This window comes from Bacillus cihuensis (assembly GCF_000504145.1).
Lineage (GTDB): Bacteria > Bacillota > Bacilli > Bacillales > DSM-1321 > Peribacillus > Peribacillus huizhouensis.
This window is the reverse complement of the sequence record NZ_KI632495.1, coordinates 1,008,460-1,023,291: the sequence shown is the minus strand read 5'-3', so window position 1 is coordinate 1,023,291 and position 14,832 is coordinate 1,008,460. Positions and strand designations below refer to the sequence as shown.

Sequence of the window (14,832 nt, the reverse complement as noted above, 5' to 3'; positions counted from 1 at the left end):
TGGCATGCATCTTGCATTAACTAGTAATATCAAGATGCAAGGGGGAACCATTATGTTATTCGATTTATATAAGCCTGATCGACACTGGAGAAATATTGAATTGTGGCAAGATGTTACGGATGAAAAGTGGAATGATTGGATTTGGCAGCTTACGAATACGATACGAACATTAGATGATTTGAAGAAAGTGATTCACTTAACACCAGATGAAGAAGAAGGTGTTCGAATTTCAACGAAAACCATTCCACTAAATATAACACCCTATTATGCCTCATTAATGAATCCTGATGATCCACGATGTCCGATTCGAATGCAAAGTGTTCCGATATCAAGCGAAATGCATAAAACGAAATACGATATGGAAGATCCGCTTCATGAAGATGAAGATTCCCCAGTACCAGGCTTAACCCATCGTTATCCTGATCGAGTTCTGTTTTTAGTGACTAATCAATGTTCGATGTATTGCAGGTATTGCACACGAAGAAGGTTTTCCGGACAGATTGGAATGGGGGTTCCAAAAAAACAACTTGATGCGGCGATTCAATATATTAGGGAAACACCTGTTGTCCGTGATGTTCTCTTATCTGGCGGCGATGGTCTATTGATTAACGACACGATTCTGGAGTATATTTTGAAAAATCTACGTGAAATTCCACATGTAGAAATTATCAGGATTGGTACCCGTGCACCTGTTGTTTTTCCACATCGGATCACCGAAAATTTATGTGCGATTTTAAAGAAATATCATCCAGTATGGCTCAATACACATTTCAATACATCAATTGAAATTACAGAAGAAGCAAAGAAAGCGTGTGAAATGCTTGCTGATGCTGGAGTCCCTGTAGGCAATCAAGCAGTCATTCTCGCTGGTATCAATGACAGTGTCCCGATTATGAAAAAGTTGATGCATGATCTCGTGAAAATTCGCGTCAGACCTTATTATATTTACCAGTGTGATTTGTCTGAAGGAATCGGTCATTTCAGGGCACCGATATCAAAAGGAATTGAGATTATCGAAGGGCTCAGAGGACATACATCAGGATATGCGGTTCCAACCTTTGTCGTCGATGCACCAGGTGGCGGAGGAAAAATTACACTACAGCCTAACTATATCATTTCGCAATCACCTGAGAAAACAGTACTTCGGAATTTTGAAGGTGTTATTTCAACGTATCCTGAACCAGAGGATTACGCACCAGGGCGAGCAGATGAATACTTTTCAAGTATTTATCCGGAAGTAGGAAATAAACGATCAAATATCGGTATTGCCGGTTTGTTGAATGAAAGTAAGTTTAATTTGGTCCCAGAAGGATTAGAACGTCTATATCGGCGTGAAGCATATGAAAATAACCCTGACCATAGCACATTAAAAGATCAACGTGAAAAGCGTGACATCTTAAAAGAAAAGAAATATCAGTCACAGCTGAAGAAAATGTCATCTGCAAAGAGCGATCATGATAAGGGGGATTAAAATGGATACATGCACCTGGTGTGAAGTAACTGGTGTAGTACTTGGTTCCGGCTCAGTCTTTTGGGAACTTCCTGACGGTACAAAAGCGATTGAAATCTTAAATACACCTACTTATACTTGTGAAAACTGTGGAGCTGTTTATCAAAGTGATGAAACGGTGAAACAAATTGAAGACCAACTGTTCTTAATTTCAACGGTGGATTTAAGTAAGACAGTCGATTATCAAGATTTGATGAAGATGAAACGACTGCTTAAGCGAAACTATTTTGATTTTTCGTGAATTTCTACGATTTACTCTGTTCCAAATTTGTAAATTAGTCATACATTTAATGACGAAAAGTTAGCAAGAAGAGGGTGTATGGAGGGGAATATTAACAAATTGTGAACGTTTGTCCTGTAACGATAGACTTTAGTTCACGCATCTACACGATCTATCGTGTCAATACTGCGGTATATAAAGTATATGGGCAGCTAGTTTTGATACACCTTCTTTTGACGATTAGACAAAACTCCATTATATTAAAATCAGATTTATTTTATCCGACTTTAATGGTCAGTAGCCCCCACCTCAAGCCTTGGAGGAATCGAAGAAGCGCAGGTGGGTGGTAACTGCCCGTAAAAGCCTGATTGATGTTTGACTTTATTTTGGAGGTTAATGATGAAGCCTTTTTACACGTACTTAATGAAATATCGCCAGCCGAAAGAAGTAGATGAAATTACGAAATTTGCCAATGAAGCATTTAACGATCATACGTTTCCGAAGCAGTCTAATAATTATGATGAACTCAGCAGGTATTTAGAAATGAATGGACATTATCTTAGAAGTATGGCAATTTTTGATGAAGCTTGGGACGAGTATATATTGAATGAGCAGAGCTAAACAGTTCATATCATTCTTTGTTTGATCTGAGCCTATTTCGATAAAGGAGTGCCTCTAAGGAACTCACCAAATTAATAAATATACCTTACCAACCAGTTCCTTTTATCACTGAAAAAGGACTGGCTTTTTTTTATGAGATTTTAATAGGTTTAGCAAAAAAACATTAGAGAATTCAGGTTAACGCAGAGAATAGAATCTGCATATACTTTATATTATCAAACATATTGGACCGAAATATAAGGGGATGTCTCTTATGGGGAAAAAGAAGCAGCCGAAATTTAAGAAAGGCGATACAGTAGTCATTACCATGTATGGGACAGTGGGAAAAATTACTGATGTAAAATTTATGGATGGATCTTTTGTGTATGAAGTGAATAATAGTCAAGGGCTATATTTAGAAAACACACTTCAAAGTGTTGAAGAATATGAAGGTGAGTTAGTGTCAGATACAGAGCACATAGATATTGAATATAAATTTACGTTCGGTGATCTAGTTCAAGTTGATGGATATGAGCGTGATTATTTTAGAATACTTGGCTTCAGAACTGAGATATGGCGTTATAAAGAAGATGCTTGGGAAGATATTGTTTATGAACTTTCTAGGATTTCCGATGGAGAGTGGTTAGAAGCTCATGAGGAAGAAATCACATTAATTGCTGATGCAGATCGTGCGGAAAGTATCATGTCTAAATTAGGTCTTATTGAGGACCAGAAAAAAGTTTCGAAAGCAGCCGATTCATTGAAAAAAAATGGACAAAAAACAGAATCAATCTCACATGTTCAAGGTCGTGATAAAAAGGAAATTATCGATAGCCTACTCGATCTTTATAATGATTATCAAATATTGTATAAATGGTTCGGAGATGAAGATTATTTTCATGTGATGAAAATAGCACTTTTGAAAATAAAAAAGACCGTAGAAGATACAGCAGGCGATGGAAAATTAAAGAATTAAAGGAATTAGATCAAGCAGTCATATTTCATCTATCAGACTCATACATCTTTAATAAGGGGGCGATGACATGCGAGAAATTGAAGTATTTATTGATACAGAAGAAATTGCGGAATTCTTCTATCAGGAGTTAATGAAACGGGGCTATATCCCGACTGAAGAGGAGTTAGAAGATCTTGCAGACATCACATTCGATTATTTGCTTGATAAATGTATTATTGATGAAGATACTGAGGAATAACTCTAGGGAATATTTTATTTTCCCACATCAGTTATACGCACTTTAACGGATAACCCCTCACTTCTTAAAAAAAGTCAGGCTAACGGTGTATTAAAATAGTGACTTTGTCAAAAAACATACATGGACACCAAAGCATTGTTACTTCTAAAGCAATGCTTTTTTTTGATGCGCTAGAGGGGAAATAAGGTAACTTTGTATTTCCAGATTTCAAATTGTACAGATGAGCATATTATCATTAGAATCTAAAAGCACTTTCGTTAGCCGAAAATCGTTTAGATGAACGGACAATGCTTGTGAATAAAATGCATTATTACTAAAAATCAATTATAATGAAGATTCCGTACACATTTTCAATTATGGACGATGTTGTGGTATAGTTATTTGCGATATTTATTAATCAAGCTTTAGAGGAGGAAACAAAAGTGAGTGTACATATTGGTGCAAAAGAAAATGAAATTGCAGAAACGGTCTTGTTACCTGGAGATCCACTTCGTGCAAAATATATAGCAGAAACTTTTTTAGAAAATGCTACACTATACAATGAAGTTAGAAACATGTTTGGCTATACAGGCACTTATAAAGGAAAAAGAATTTCTGTTCAAGGTACGGGAATGGGTGTCCCTTCAATTTCTATCTATGTTAATGAATTGATTAATAGCTATAATGTTCAAAACCTTATTCGTGTCGGAACAGCCGGAGCCATCCAAAAAGACGTAAAGGTACGTGATGTTATTCTCGCTATGAGCGCTTCAACAGATTCTCAAATGAATCGTTTAACATTTGGTGGTATTGATTATGCACCAACAGCAGATTTCGATTTATTAAGAAAAGCATATGAAGTAGGCGTTGCGAAAGGTTTGCAACTAAAGGCCGGAAATGTCTTTACAGCAGATCATTTTTACAATGACAACAGTGATTTAGAAAAATGGGCAAGATACCAAATCCTTGCAGTAGAAATGGAGTCTGCTGCACTTTACACGCTTGCTGCTAAGTTTGGTCGAAAAGCCTTGTCTATTTTGACAATTAGTGATCATATTCTTACTGGAGAAGAAACGACTTCAGAGGAACGGCAAACTACATTCAATGAAATGATAGAAGTTGCCTTAGAAGCAGCCGTTCAAGAATAACATAATATTCTTCTCGGACAGATAGCTAGTTAACCAGATGTTCTATAAATGATGTTGGGGAAAGTATGTCGATTGAATAAATATGGTATACTATCCCTCACACATACCCAATAATTTTTAACTTATACTAAACATTAATATTTTTCGGAAAGACATAAATCTGGTAAAATAATTTTACATACAAAATACGTAGATTCATTTAATGAACACGAGTAAAATTTGAAGGCACAACCTGAAAGTGGTGAACACGCATTGGAAGAAGAAAATAAACAAACAGATTCTCCAGAAAAGACCAGATATGTTAAAATGAGAAGGTTTCCGTTTATCATGGGGATATTTTTACTTGTTTTTTTAACAGCAGGAATTACTACGATTGCGTTAACTTTTGGAACAGATAAGGTCGAATCGTCTTTATCTACTCAAATGTCTACTGGCGAACATCCTGAATTCGCAAAACTTTATTCTACTTATGACACATTAAAGAATAATTTTTATAAAGATGTAAATGAAAAGGAACTTGTAAACGGTGCTATTGATGGAATGATTAAAGCGCTTGATGATCCATACTCTACCTATATGAATCAAGAAGAAGCAAAAAGCTTTCAAGAAAGTATTTCTTCTTCATTTGAAGGAATAGGAGCAGAAATTCAACAGGCAAACTCATTTATTATGGTAGTTTCTCCCATAAAGGGTTCCCCTGCAGAGAAAGCAGGAATTAAGCCTAATGACTTAATTTTAAGCGTGAATGGTGACAGTTTAGAAGGTGTAAGCTCAACCGAAGCAGTCATGAAGATAAGAGGGAAAAAAGGTACAAAAGTTGAATTGGAAATTTCTCGAGAAGGATCTGAAAAACCAATTGAAATTACAATCACACGTGATACCATCCCAGTTGAAACAGTTTATGCCGAAATGCTGGACAATCATATTGCGAAAATTCAGGTAACAAGTTTCTCCACAGATACTGCGAATGATTTAAAACAAGCAATTGAGGAAATGGATAAACAGGGTATGAAAGGCATGATTCTAGACTTGCGAGGTAATCCAGGTGGGCTTCTTGACCAAGCTGAAGAAATAGCTAGTATTTTTGTCCCGGATGGCAAGCCTATCCTACAAGTGGAAAATCGAGCAGGTGAGAAACAGGTGGCTAACGCCAGAAACAATGGTATATTTGAAAAACCTGTAGTCGTGTTAATTGATGGCGGCAGTGCTAGTGCCTCAGAAATTGTAGCTGCTGCGGTTAGCGAATCAGCAGGAATTAAGCTTATTGGGGAAAAATCATTCGGTAAAGGAACTGTACAAACCGCAACAGATTTTAAAGACGGCTCTAACTTTAAATATACAACGGCTAAATGGTTGACCCCTAATGGAAACTGGATACATACCAAAGGAATTGAACCAGATGTTTTGGTAAAGCTTCCAGATTACGCAAGTCTTACTTATATTTCACCTGATAAAGCATTGAAGGTGTCTGAGTCAGGTGTCGAAGTGAAAACGGCCGAGAAGATGTTAGAAGCAGCGGGATATAAACCAGGCAAAATTGATGGATTCTTTGACAACGAAACTGAAAATGCAGTGTCTCAATTCCAAAAAGACCACAGTATTAAAGCAACAGGTGTACTTACTGGAGAATCTACGATAAAGCTTATGCAAGTTTTGCGAGAAAAGATTCTAGCAAACGATACACAGCTAAAAAAAGCATCGGAAGTACTGGAAAGTCAGTTAAATACTAGTAAATAACAGCTAAACCAGCAAAGTCTCCTTACCAGGACACTTTGCTGGTTTTCTTTATTGAAGTTTCGTCGTATATAGAATAACACAGCAAGATCTCATGTTTTGTACGTCTATTTATGGTACACTGCTAGTGAAACTAAATCGATTTGAATCAGGAGTATATTTAGAATGGAAAAAATGACCGAGGTATACATTTTAGGTGGTTTTCTAGGCAGTGGGAAAACAACTTTATTAAAGGAAATAATTCAACAGGAAAATGAAGCAGGGCGTAAAGCCGCAATTTTATTAAATGAACTGGGCAGTGTATCTGTCGAATCAGCAGCACTAGGGGCTGATGTTCCTTTCAAGGAGCTTCTAGGAGGCTGTATTTGCTGTACTATACAAGATAAGTTGGAGGTACAAATACATAGTTTGTTATCTGAGCACGAACTTGATGCGATTTATATAGAAACAACTGGAGCGGCTCATCCGGTTGAGGTTTTAGATAGTATCATGAGTCCTTTATTTGCTAAAAGATTAAATTATCGTGGGATTATTACAGTAGTTGATTTACTTCGTTTCAAAGATCGGAATGAATTGTCACCACAGCTTCGTCAGCTTTTGGTAGAACAGGTACAGCATGCAGACTTTATCCTCTTAAACAAACAGGACTTGGTAAGTGATCTAGAAGCTGGACAGCTTGTATATTCGATTCAAGCAATAAATCCTGAGGCAATAAGTTTACTAACTACACATGCCAAAATATCACTTTCTTCTTTACAAAAAATGAAAATGAACCAAAAAAATGTACATAGTCAATTGAACGTACACAGTCATTTGCATTTGCAAGCTATCGTACATACCTTCAAAAAGGCTATGGATCAAACCTCCTTCGAAGAATGGCTGCGTGCTCTTCCAGCAACAGTTTATCGAATGAAGGGCTATGTGTCTTTTACAAACTCTGAGCAACCATACTTATTTCAGTATTCCTATGGTATGCCAATCTATATGAATGAATTAATAAAAATGCCACTCAATCTAGTTATTATTGGTGAACAACTTAATGAAAAAGAAATCCGGAGTCAGCTAACAGCTTTGGAAGAAAAATAGTATCCATTTGTGTTTAGTTGAGGCTTACAGGATGTGGGCAACAGACATAGACATGAAGATGCGGTGTGCTTTGTCAGTGATTTAATGATATTAGAATGGGTCTAACAATCAGTGGGGACAAAGAACTCCCCACTGAATGAAGTTTTACTTTATTAAAATTACAAGTTTCGTTCGCCGAATGCAGCAAAGGTTTTTTCGTCTTCGATTAGGCCGCATGAAGCACATTGGACTCTTACTTCTGGGCCGCGGTATGGAAGATGAAAAGGCTCTAAATTATCACTTGAGTATTCTTGAACAACCTCTCCAGATTGAGGATCTTTTTTTACAGAAGTTGCGACTTGTTGAATGAGGTTAAATCTAGATTTATTTGTTCGGCAATTTGGGCAGCGGTAAACTTGTGCCAATAGAATCACTCCTTTATCCAGTTGTCTAAGTTGATTTGTCTTCTCTTTTTAGTATACAGAATATGTCATAAATAATTTATCATTAGGATTACCTTTATATAAGGAATTATGTAAATCAATGGAGGGAAGTAGTATGAATGAAGAAAACGACAAATATCTATTGAAGATCTATTCGAAATTATGGAAGAATCGAATAGTAGAAGACAGCGGTGGTCAAGAAAATGATGTGCTTCGCGAAAAAATAGAAGCTGAATTGCTTGATGAAAACAGTCATCCAAGAGCGAGGAAAAATCGGTATGAGAAATTTTATTTATGCATACAAAGAGTTCATCATTCCAATTTAAACGATGAAGAAAAGAGCAGGATGCTTTCAGTTTATATTGAAGAAATGGAGAAATTAGCACAGACACCATAGTGATTATCCCGCATTAACGGGCAGTATAATTCCCACCACAAGGCTTAGAGGAATTAACGAAGTGTAGGTGGGGGATAACAACTCCCCGTAAAATCCCGATTGGTGAGATACAGTGAAACTTAGCGATGTGCTCTTTTAGCGGTTTAGTTGAGGCCCACAGGATGTGGGTCACACAGACGAAGACATGAGGACGCGGCGCACTTAGTCTGTGATTCATTGATTCGGGTTCGTAGAGTCGATTTATCGAAGCGGAGCGGAGATATTAGCGACTCTAGAACGGGACAAACAATAAGTAGGAGATCAAGAAAACCCCTACTTATTAATGTTTCACTTTATCAGGAATTTGTCACATGATTACTGATTTAACTCCCAAATTTATGATATCTTGTTATATATATATATATAATAAAGGGGAAGAAAAATGAGGAAAAAAGTAGGAAGCATGTTAGTAATCGTTTTGATGATTGTTCTAGTTGCTTGTTCGAACCTTCAGGAGAAAGATATTGAGCCCAAAATGCTTAATGTAGACTTGACAATTAATCCTAAGCAGGCAGAAGTGAATGATGTTGTTACTTTTAAAGCAAAAGTTACATATGGTGACGAAGAAGTAATGGACGCGGATGAAGTGAAATTTGAAATATGGCGATCACAAAGCGAAAACCATGAAACGATTGAAGTAAAACATTTAAAAGACGGGGTATATCAACTTGAGAAAACCTTCTCAGAAGAAGGTACCTATTATGTCTATGCTCATGTTACGGCTAAAGATTTGCATAATATGCCGAAAGAGGAATTTGTAATTGGGACTGCTAGTGAACCGGAAGAAAAGAGTACAAGTAAATCGATGAATGATGATATTAAACATAACCATCATGATAAATAGTAGAAAAAGAGGTGTCTCATATAAGGGTCTAACCCTTCTTATGGGATGCCTTTTTTTGAATTTTCAGATCCTAATTTGTGTTAATTAATTAATTTTGTAATATAAAAGTAAAGAATGTTACATTAAAAGTCTTTGAAAAAAGTTGTCAATCCTAAATTACTAGTTTTATTTGGTAGTTAAGCGCGCACCTACCATTGACAGAGTCGAAAAATAGAAGATTTCATCTAGCAAGTAATCTGCGAGAAAACTATTTAACTATAGGTTTATAAAGAATATCCGCTTAAAATTTTTTAATCCATCTAGCTGTTCATTATTTAATTTTCCCTCAAGGTAATTCATGGTAAGAATGTTACAAAAAAAGCCGTGTTATGATTTTGGCAGAAAGAAAACACCATTGAATTTCAGGGAGGAATTAATAATGAAAAAGAAATCACTATTTACAGCAGCGGCTGCAGCGGCCCTAATTTTCACAGGAGTTGGCGTGAAAGAGGCTGATGCTTCTACAATAAAAAATGTAAACATTCAAACAGTAGCTTATAAAGTTAATAGCCAAGAAGACTTACAAAAAGTACTAGATCAATATCTTGCAAAATATAATATCCCAGTAAACTATAATATTAGCATTAATAAGCAGTTTGATGCAGTTGCTAAACAATATACTGCAAAACCAGCAGCTCCAGTCAAACAACCGGCAAAAGCACCAGTTGCACAGCCAGTTGAAAAACCGGTACAAGCACCGACTGCTCCGACACAAACTCAAACACCACCTGCCCAAAAGCCGACTAATTCTGGAACGCCTACAAGTTCTACAATTAGCCAATTTGAAAAAGAAGTGGTTGAGCTTACAAACGCTGAGCGCGCAAAAAACGGTTTAAAAGCTCTTACAATCGATACCGAGTTAAGCAAAGTTGCACGTGCAAAATCTCAAGATATGAAAGACCGTAACTATTTTGATCACACTAGCCCAACATATGGTTCACCATTTGATATGATGAAGCAATTTGGTATCAGCTATTCTTCTGCTGGTGAAAATATTGCAAAAGGTCAAACAACTCCACAGCAAGTTGTACAAGCATGGATGAACAGTGAAGGACACCGTGCTAACATCTTAAATGCAAGCTACACACATATCGGAGTTGGCTATGTACAAGCAGGCAACTATTGGACACAAATGTTTATTGGAAAATAATTTAGCATAATTTGCTAAGAATAGGCTTCCACCTAGCACAAAGCGGGGTGGAGGCTTTTTTGTATGGAGGACAGGGAACGGGAATACGCGCTACTAATAAAGCCATTCTACTTTGAGGAAGTACTTCAAAATCCTGCTTCGCACCGCTATTATTGTGATTAGGCAAGTGTATCGTGCTAGGGTTTGACCATCATGGTAAATGGCAGGGTTTTAACGCCATATTCGTTTTGTATGGAACTAAGAAATTTAACACAGAATTTTTTCTGAAATGGACGTCTCATTAAATTTCTGAGACGTCTATTTCAGAAAACTGAATATCTTGTTGCTTTGCAAGCCGAATTTCTAGTGTTTCATTTTTGTATTGCGCAGTTGTTCCTTTTTTCTTCACGATGGAGGGCAGGGTAGTAACAAATTTTTCTTCATAACCTGGAATGCCATCAATCATAAGCTGATTTGAAGTATGATAGATTTTTAAATGTCTAATACATGATGAATCTTTAATATTGATGCGAACATAAACATCTGAATGTGTTTCAAATACCGCTGCTTGTAGTTTCCCATCTGAAGGAGTGTTCTGTTGGGTACGTGATTCAGATTCAGCGCTTTGGTTTTGTTGATTCATGAACTGTTGCATCTGATCTGGCATAGCTTGTGAAAAGATTTGATTCATGAACGATTGAATATCATTTGGATTCAAATGCTTGATTTTATCAGAACTATTTTTCTGAAAAGAGAATAGGGAACTCCACGGAAACATTTGTACACCTCATTTCTTATCCGTTAAGGACCACACAAGACTTAATAACAAATGATTTACGTTATAATATGCCAAAGCCTTCTTTAGGGTAACGTTTAGGAATGTCCATTCAAGAAGTAGATTCATTTTTTGGAGTAGATGTGAAGGGCATAAATTATGTCGATGTTGTCTGAAAAAGACAACATCGAAGTAAGTAATCTTTGAAGTAAAACTAGATTATTAGTGGGAAGGAAAAACTTTTTAGACACTTTTCTGTGTCGATGGATACTTAACTTTTTGCAAGTATAGCAGGCGACCCAATAATCCAATTGCGCCTATTGCCAGGCCGGAAATAAGACCAATCCAATATCCAAATGGGCCTAAATCCGTAAAGTTTGCAAGTGTATATCCAAACGGAAGCCCGATAACCCAGTAAGAAACTAATGACATAAAGAATGTAAAATTCACATCTTTATACCCGCGAAGAATTCCTTGGATTGGGGCTTGGAAAGCATCTGAAATTTGGAAAAAGATCGCATAGATTAAAAAGTGAGTTGTCAATTTTATGACAACCTGATCATCTGTATAAATTGAAGCAACTTGCTCCCGTAAAAAGAAAATGACAAGAGAGCAGATTAAGGACAATATAACTGCAATAGTGATGCCGATTTTACTATATTCACGTGCGTCACTGTACCGTTTTGCGCCAACTTCAAAAGCTACTACAATTGTTAATCCCATCGAGATACTCAATGGAGCCATATAAAGAAATGAAGCAAAGTTCATAGCAATTTGGTGAGAAGCAATTGTAATCGTATCATAACTACTCATAAACAAAGTAACGGCTGCAAAAATACTCGTTTCAAAAAAGATTGAAAAACCAATCGGTAAACCGATGACAAGGAGGGTTTTCCAACTTTTAAGAGATAATCGATAAAACCTTTTAAAAACTCGATAGGACGCAAAAGGCTCTACCTTCACTACTACTATTAAGGCAATGATAAAAATCAGCCAATAGGTGATGGCTGTAGCATAACCAGAACCGACTCCCCCTAGCTCAGGGAATCCGAATTTACCATAAATTAAAAAATAATTAAAAGTAATATTGATCGGTAGCGCTGATAATGTGATGAGCATTGAAATTCTCGTTTGACCAAGACCATCCATGAAAGAACGAAGAACATTAAATACAAAAAGTGGCAAGATGCCATATCCGAGCCCTACTAAAAAGGAATGAGCCACTTGCTCCACGGCAGGTTCTAGATTCATCATTGTTAAAATAGGGTTAAGTAAGATGAATCCGATTATTGTAATAGCAACTCCAATAGCGAGGGCCAAATAGATCGCTTGAATGATATTAAAAGGTACCTTTTTTATATCTTTTGCTCCAATTAGTTGAGAAATAATAGGTGGGATTGCTAGTAGTATTCCTCCTAATCCTGAGTAAATGGGCATCCACAATGAGCTGCCGATTGAAACCCCTGCAACATCAGCAGTACTGTATCTTCCGGACATCATTATATCGAAGAAGGACATCGCGTATAAACTAAGTTGTGTGATGAGAAGCGGGAATAAGATGATGAATAACTGGCGGATTTTCCCATGTGTTGTATTAGTTTTTCGCATAATATTACCTCGATTTATTAATTTTTTGCACAATGATAGAATTATAACATAAGTTGCAGTACCTGAAAGGGATGAGAAAAAATATCATATTATAAACAAAAGTTTGGGGCTGTTGGCCTGTTTTTATTCAGATTGAAAAGATTTACGCTGTGTATAAGCTGAAGATGTGGTATTATGAGGGGTAGAAATTTTTGGCTTTGGAAGGTGAATCATATGAAAAAGAAGATAGTGTTTACAGGTGGAGGATCTGCTGGACATGTTTCTGTCAATACAGCAATCATCCCTGAATTTTTGAAAAATAATTGGGAAGTTACATATATAGGCTCTGAAAAAGGAATCGAAAGAGAGATCATTGCAAAAGAATTTCCAACCGTCAGCTATCAAACGGTTTCAGTTGGAAAGTTGAGAAGATATATGTCATTGGAGAATTTAAAAGATCCGTTTCGAGTTATAAAAGGAATCTTCGATGCACGAAAAATTCTCAAAAAAATTAGCCCTGAATTCGTATTTTCAAAAGGTGGCTTCGTTTCAGTACCTGTCGTATTAGCAGCAAAAATGTTAAGAATCCCTGTGTTTATCCATGAATCCGATTATACTCCTGGATTAGCGAATAAACTGGCAATGCCATTTGCTTCGAAAATATTTACGACATTTGAAGAAACAGAAAAACATGTTGCTAAATCAAAATCCATTTATATTGGTGCTGTTCTTAGAGATGGAATTTTTAAGGGGGATGCCCTAAGAGGCAGAGAGAGAAGTGGTTTTGATCAAAGTAAGCCCGTTTTGCTTGTGATGGGTGGAAGCCTGGGTGCTGTCAAAATTAATAACCTTATAACGGAAAATCTTGATGATTTATTAGGGTTCTACCAGATTATTCACATTTGCGGCAAAGGAAATGTTCAAGAAGATCTACGAAGGAAAGGGTATCAGCCATTTGAATATGTTCATGAGGAATTATTCGATATGCTAGCTTGTGCCGATGTAGTCGTATCTCGTGCGGGATCAAATTCTATTTATGAATTTCTTGGGCTTGAAATACCGATGCTTCTCATTCCACTTAGTGCCAACGCTTCAAGAGGGGATCAAATTTTAAATGCAGCAAGCTTTGAAAATCAAGGTTTTTGCAAAGTTATTCAAGAGGAAAGTCTAACATATCAGGCTTTTTCTGACACGCTTGATCATTTAGTGGATGAATCACCACAATATAAAGCGAAAATGCATCAAAAACGTCCGTTTAAAACTGGAACAGAGATGTTTGAGTTGCTCCTACAGCTTCAAAAATAATTACTAATATGAAGTATATATGCCGCAATCCGGTAATAAGTTGAACAATCAGTGGGGGATGAAGACCCCCCCACTGATTGAAGTTTCGCTTTATCAAGTAGTAATAGAAACGGAAAAATAAGAAAAACAAGCATGGATTCTCATCCATGCTTGTTTTTCTAGTTACAAAGCGTAACTATACAAATCGGCGAAAGATGCAATTTCTTCACTGATTTTTTTACTTAAATTATGCTTCTAATAAATGTTGAGTATCGTCTTCATCCTGTCGTAGAACATGAAGATTATAAAGATCTTTCGGTATTTCATAAAGATCATATATATCACCGTGCATATTTAATTGCTCATATATATATTTACGGGATTCATTCGCTTTTAATGCGTAAGGTAATTTTTCTGCAGCTTTAATGGACCGTAAATTTTGCTTTCTTATTCTCATGAAAACAGTTTCGATACCAAGCTCAAAAAAAACCTCATTAAAAAATGCTTCTTTTGCCATAGAATTATAGCCTTTACCATGGAAAGGCTTCCCTAACCATGTTCCTAGAAAGCCAGCTTGATTTTCAATATCAAATAATGAAATAGTACCAATAGGTGTACCCCATTCATCGATAATAGTTCTTGAAATCAATTCGCCTTTTTCTTCTGCTTCCATCGTTTGTTTCGTGACGAATAGATACTCTTCATAGGAATCTACTTTTTGGCGCACGAAAGGGAAGACATCTGGATGCGTCATAATTTCATAAAGAGGATAACAATCAGTAAAGTCTCTCTTTTTTAACATTTCCGTCCCTCCGTTTGAGGGCA

General features: G+C 36.5%; 16 protein-coding genes. 12 read left to right on the top strand and 4 right to left on the bottom strand.

Going from position 1 to position 14,832, the window contains the following annotated elements:
* Positions 1-52 precede the first annotated feature (52 nt).
* The 8 genes from kamA (at position 53) to V179_RS0110750 (ending at position 7,491) form a co-directional block, all read left to right on the top strand.
* Positions 53-1,471, top strand: coding sequence for a lysine 2,3-aminomutase (gene kamA, locus V179_RS0110785; RefSeq protein ID WP_028391449.1), 1,419 nt, complete (start codon positions 53-55; stop codon positions 1,469-1,471).
* A gap of 1 nt (position 1,472) precedes the next feature.
* Complete coding sequence (locus V179_RS0110780; RefSeq protein WP_028391448.1) at positions 1,473-1,751, top strand: YokU family protein; 279 nt, start codon at positions 1,473-1,475, stop codon at positions 1,749-1,751.
* Positions 1,752-2,129: 378 nt separating this feature from the next.
* On the top strand, positions 2,130-2,351 hold the full coding sequence (locus tag V179_RS0110775; protein WP_028391447.1) for a YozE family protein: 222 nt from the start codon (positions 2,130-2,132) through the stop codon (positions 2,349-2,351).
* Between the two features lie 253 nt (positions 2,352-2,604).
* Positions 2,605-3,306: a hypothetical protein gene (locus V179_RS27790; protein ID WP_034301017.1), complete on the top strand. Its 702-nt coding sequence runs from the start codon at positions 2,605-2,607 to the stop codon at positions 3,304-3,306.
* 67 nt (positions 3,307-3,373) lie between these two features.
* Positions 3,374-3,544: a YozD family protein gene (locus V179_RS30010; protein WP_084552308.1), complete on the top strand. Its 171-nt coding sequence runs from the start codon at positions 3,374-3,376 to the stop codon at positions 3,542-3,544.
* Positions 3,545-3,966: 422 nt separating this feature from the next.
* Entirely contained in the window at positions 3,967-4,671 is a 705-nt protein-coding gene (gene deoD / locus V179_RS0110760) for a purine-nucleoside phosphorylase (protein WP_028391446.1), read from the top strand.
* A gap of 219 nt (positions 4,672-4,890) precedes the next feature.
* Positions 4,891-6,408: a lmo1851 family serine protease gene (locus V179_RS0110755; protein ID WP_312859686.1), complete on the top strand. Its 1,518-nt coding sequence runs from the start codon at positions 4,891-4,893 to the stop codon at positions 6,406-6,408.
* A gap of 162 nt (positions 6,409-6,570) precedes the next feature.
* On the top strand, positions 6,571-7,491 hold the full coding sequence (locus V179_RS0110750; RefSeq protein WP_028391444.1) for a CobW family GTP-binding protein: 921 nt from the start codon (positions 6,571-6,573) through the stop codon (positions 7,489-7,491).
* A gap of 158 nt (positions 7,492-7,649) precedes the next feature.
* On the opposite strand, the gene V179_RS0110745 is transcribed toward V179_RS0110750, so the two are convergent.
* On the bottom strand, positions 7,650-7,895 hold the full coding sequence (locus V179_RS0110745) for a hypothetical protein (RefSeq protein WP_028391443.1): 246 nt from the start codon (positions 7,893-7,895) through the stop codon (positions 7,650-7,652).
* A 133-nt stretch (positions 7,896-8,028) separates the two neighbouring features.
* Here V179_RS0110745 and V179_RS0110740 point away from each other — a divergent pair, with 133 nt between their 5' ends.
* From V179_RS0110740 to V179_RS0110730, 3 genes are all read left to right on the top strand, one after another.
* The gene (locus tag V179_RS0110740) at positions 8,029-8,310 is read left to right on the top strand and encodes a hypothetical protein (protein ID WP_028391442.1); all 282 of its coding nucleotides are present in this window, start codon (positions 8,029-8,031) and stop codon (positions 8,308-8,310) included.
* A gap of 421 nt (positions 8,311-8,731) precedes the next feature.
* Positions 8,732-9,193: a FixH family protein gene (locus V179_RS27785; protein ID WP_034301015.1), complete on the top strand. Its 462-nt coding sequence runs from the start codon at positions 8,732-8,734 to the stop codon at positions 9,191-9,193.
* A 418-nt stretch (positions 9,194-9,611) separates the two neighbouring features.
* Positions 9,612-10,382 (top strand): CAP domain-containing protein, encoded by a 771-nt coding sequence (locus V179_RS0110730; RefSeq protein WP_028391441.1) that lies wholly within the window; start codon positions 9,612-9,614, stop codon positions 10,380-10,382.
* Between the two features lie 280 nt (positions 10,383-10,662).
* Here V179_RS0110730 and V179_RS0110720 read toward each other — a convergent pair whose 3' ends face one another.
* Positions 10,663-11,139: a hypothetical protein gene (locus V179_RS0110720; protein ID WP_028391440.1), complete on the bottom strand. Its 477-nt coding sequence runs from the start codon at positions 11,137-11,139 to the stop codon at positions 10,663-10,665.
* 240 nt (positions 11,140-11,379) lie between these two features.
* Positions 11,380-12,744: an MATE family efflux transporter gene (locus V179_RS0110715; protein WP_028391439.1), complete on the bottom strand. Its 1,365-nt coding sequence runs from the start codon at positions 12,742-12,744 to the stop codon at positions 11,380-11,382.
* A gap of 213 nt (positions 12,745-12,957) precedes the next feature.
* Between V179_RS0110715 and V179_RS0110710 the strand changes: the two genes are divergently transcribed.
* Positions 12,958-14,028, top strand: a complete 1,071-nt coding sequence (locus tag V179_RS0110710; RefSeq protein ID WP_028391438.1) for an undecaprenyldiphospho-muramoylpentapeptide beta-N-acetylglucosaminyltransferase — start codon at positions 12,958-12,960, stop codon at positions 14,026-14,028.
* 226 nt (positions 14,029-14,254) lie between these two features.
* On the opposite strand, the gene V179_RS0110705 is transcribed toward V179_RS0110710, so the two are convergent.
* Positions 14,255-14,809 (bottom strand): GNAT family N-acetyltransferase, encoded by a 555-nt coding sequence (locus V179_RS0110705; RefSeq protein ID WP_028391437.1) that lies wholly within the window; start codon positions 14,807-14,809, stop codon positions 14,255-14,257.
* Positions 14,810-14,832 lie beyond the last annotated feature (23 nt).

Coding starts and splice junctions, on each gene's coding strand:
- kamA (WP_028391449.1), top strand. CDS start 53: ATGTTATTCGATTTATATAAGCCTGATCGACACTGGAGAAATATTGAA.
- V179_RS0110780 (WP_028391448.1), top strand. CDS start 1,473: ATGGATACATGCACCTGGTGTGAAGTAACTGGTGTAGTACTTGGTTCC.
- V179_RS0110775 (WP_028391447.1), top strand. CDS start 2,130: ATGAAGCCTTTTTACACGTACTTAATGAAATATCGCCAGCCGAAAGAA.
- V179_RS27790 (WP_034301017.1), top strand. CDS start 2,605: ATGGGGAAAAAGAAGCAGCCGAAATTTAAGAAAGGCGATACAGTAGTC.
- V179_RS30010 (WP_084552308.1), top strand. CDS start 3,374: ATGCGAGAAATTGAAGTATTTATTGATACAGAAGAAATTGCGGAATTC.
- V179_RS0110750 (WP_028391444.1), top strand. CDS start 6,571: ATGGAAAAAATGACCGAGGTATACATTTTAGGTGGTTTTCTAGGCAGT.
- V179_RS0110740 (WP_028391442.1), top strand. CDS start 8,029: ATGAATGAAGAAAACGACAAATATCTATTGAAGATCTATTCGAAATTA.
- V179_RS27785 (WP_034301015.1), top strand. CDS start 8,732: ATGAGGAAAAAAGTAGGAAGCATGTTAGTAATCGTTTTGATGATTGTT.
- V179_RS0110730 (WP_028391441.1), top strand. CDS start 9,612: ATGAAAAAGAAATCACTATTTACAGCAGCGGCTGCAGCGGCCCTAATT.
- V179_RS0110720 (WP_028391440.1), bottom strand. CDS start 11,139: ATGTTTCCGTGGAGTTCCCTATTCTCTTTTCAGAAAAATAGTTCTGAT.
- V179_RS0110715 (WP_028391439.1), bottom strand. CDS start 12,744: ATGCGAAAAACTAATACAACACATGGGAAAATCCGCCAGTTATTCATC.
- V179_RS0110710 (WP_028391438.1), top strand. CDS start 12,958: ATGAAAAAGAAGATAGTGTTTACAGGTGGAGGATCTGCTGGACATGTT.
- V179_RS0110705 (WP_028391437.1), bottom strand. CDS start 14,809: ATGTTAAAAAAGAGAGACTTTACTGATTGTTATCCTCTTTATGAAATT.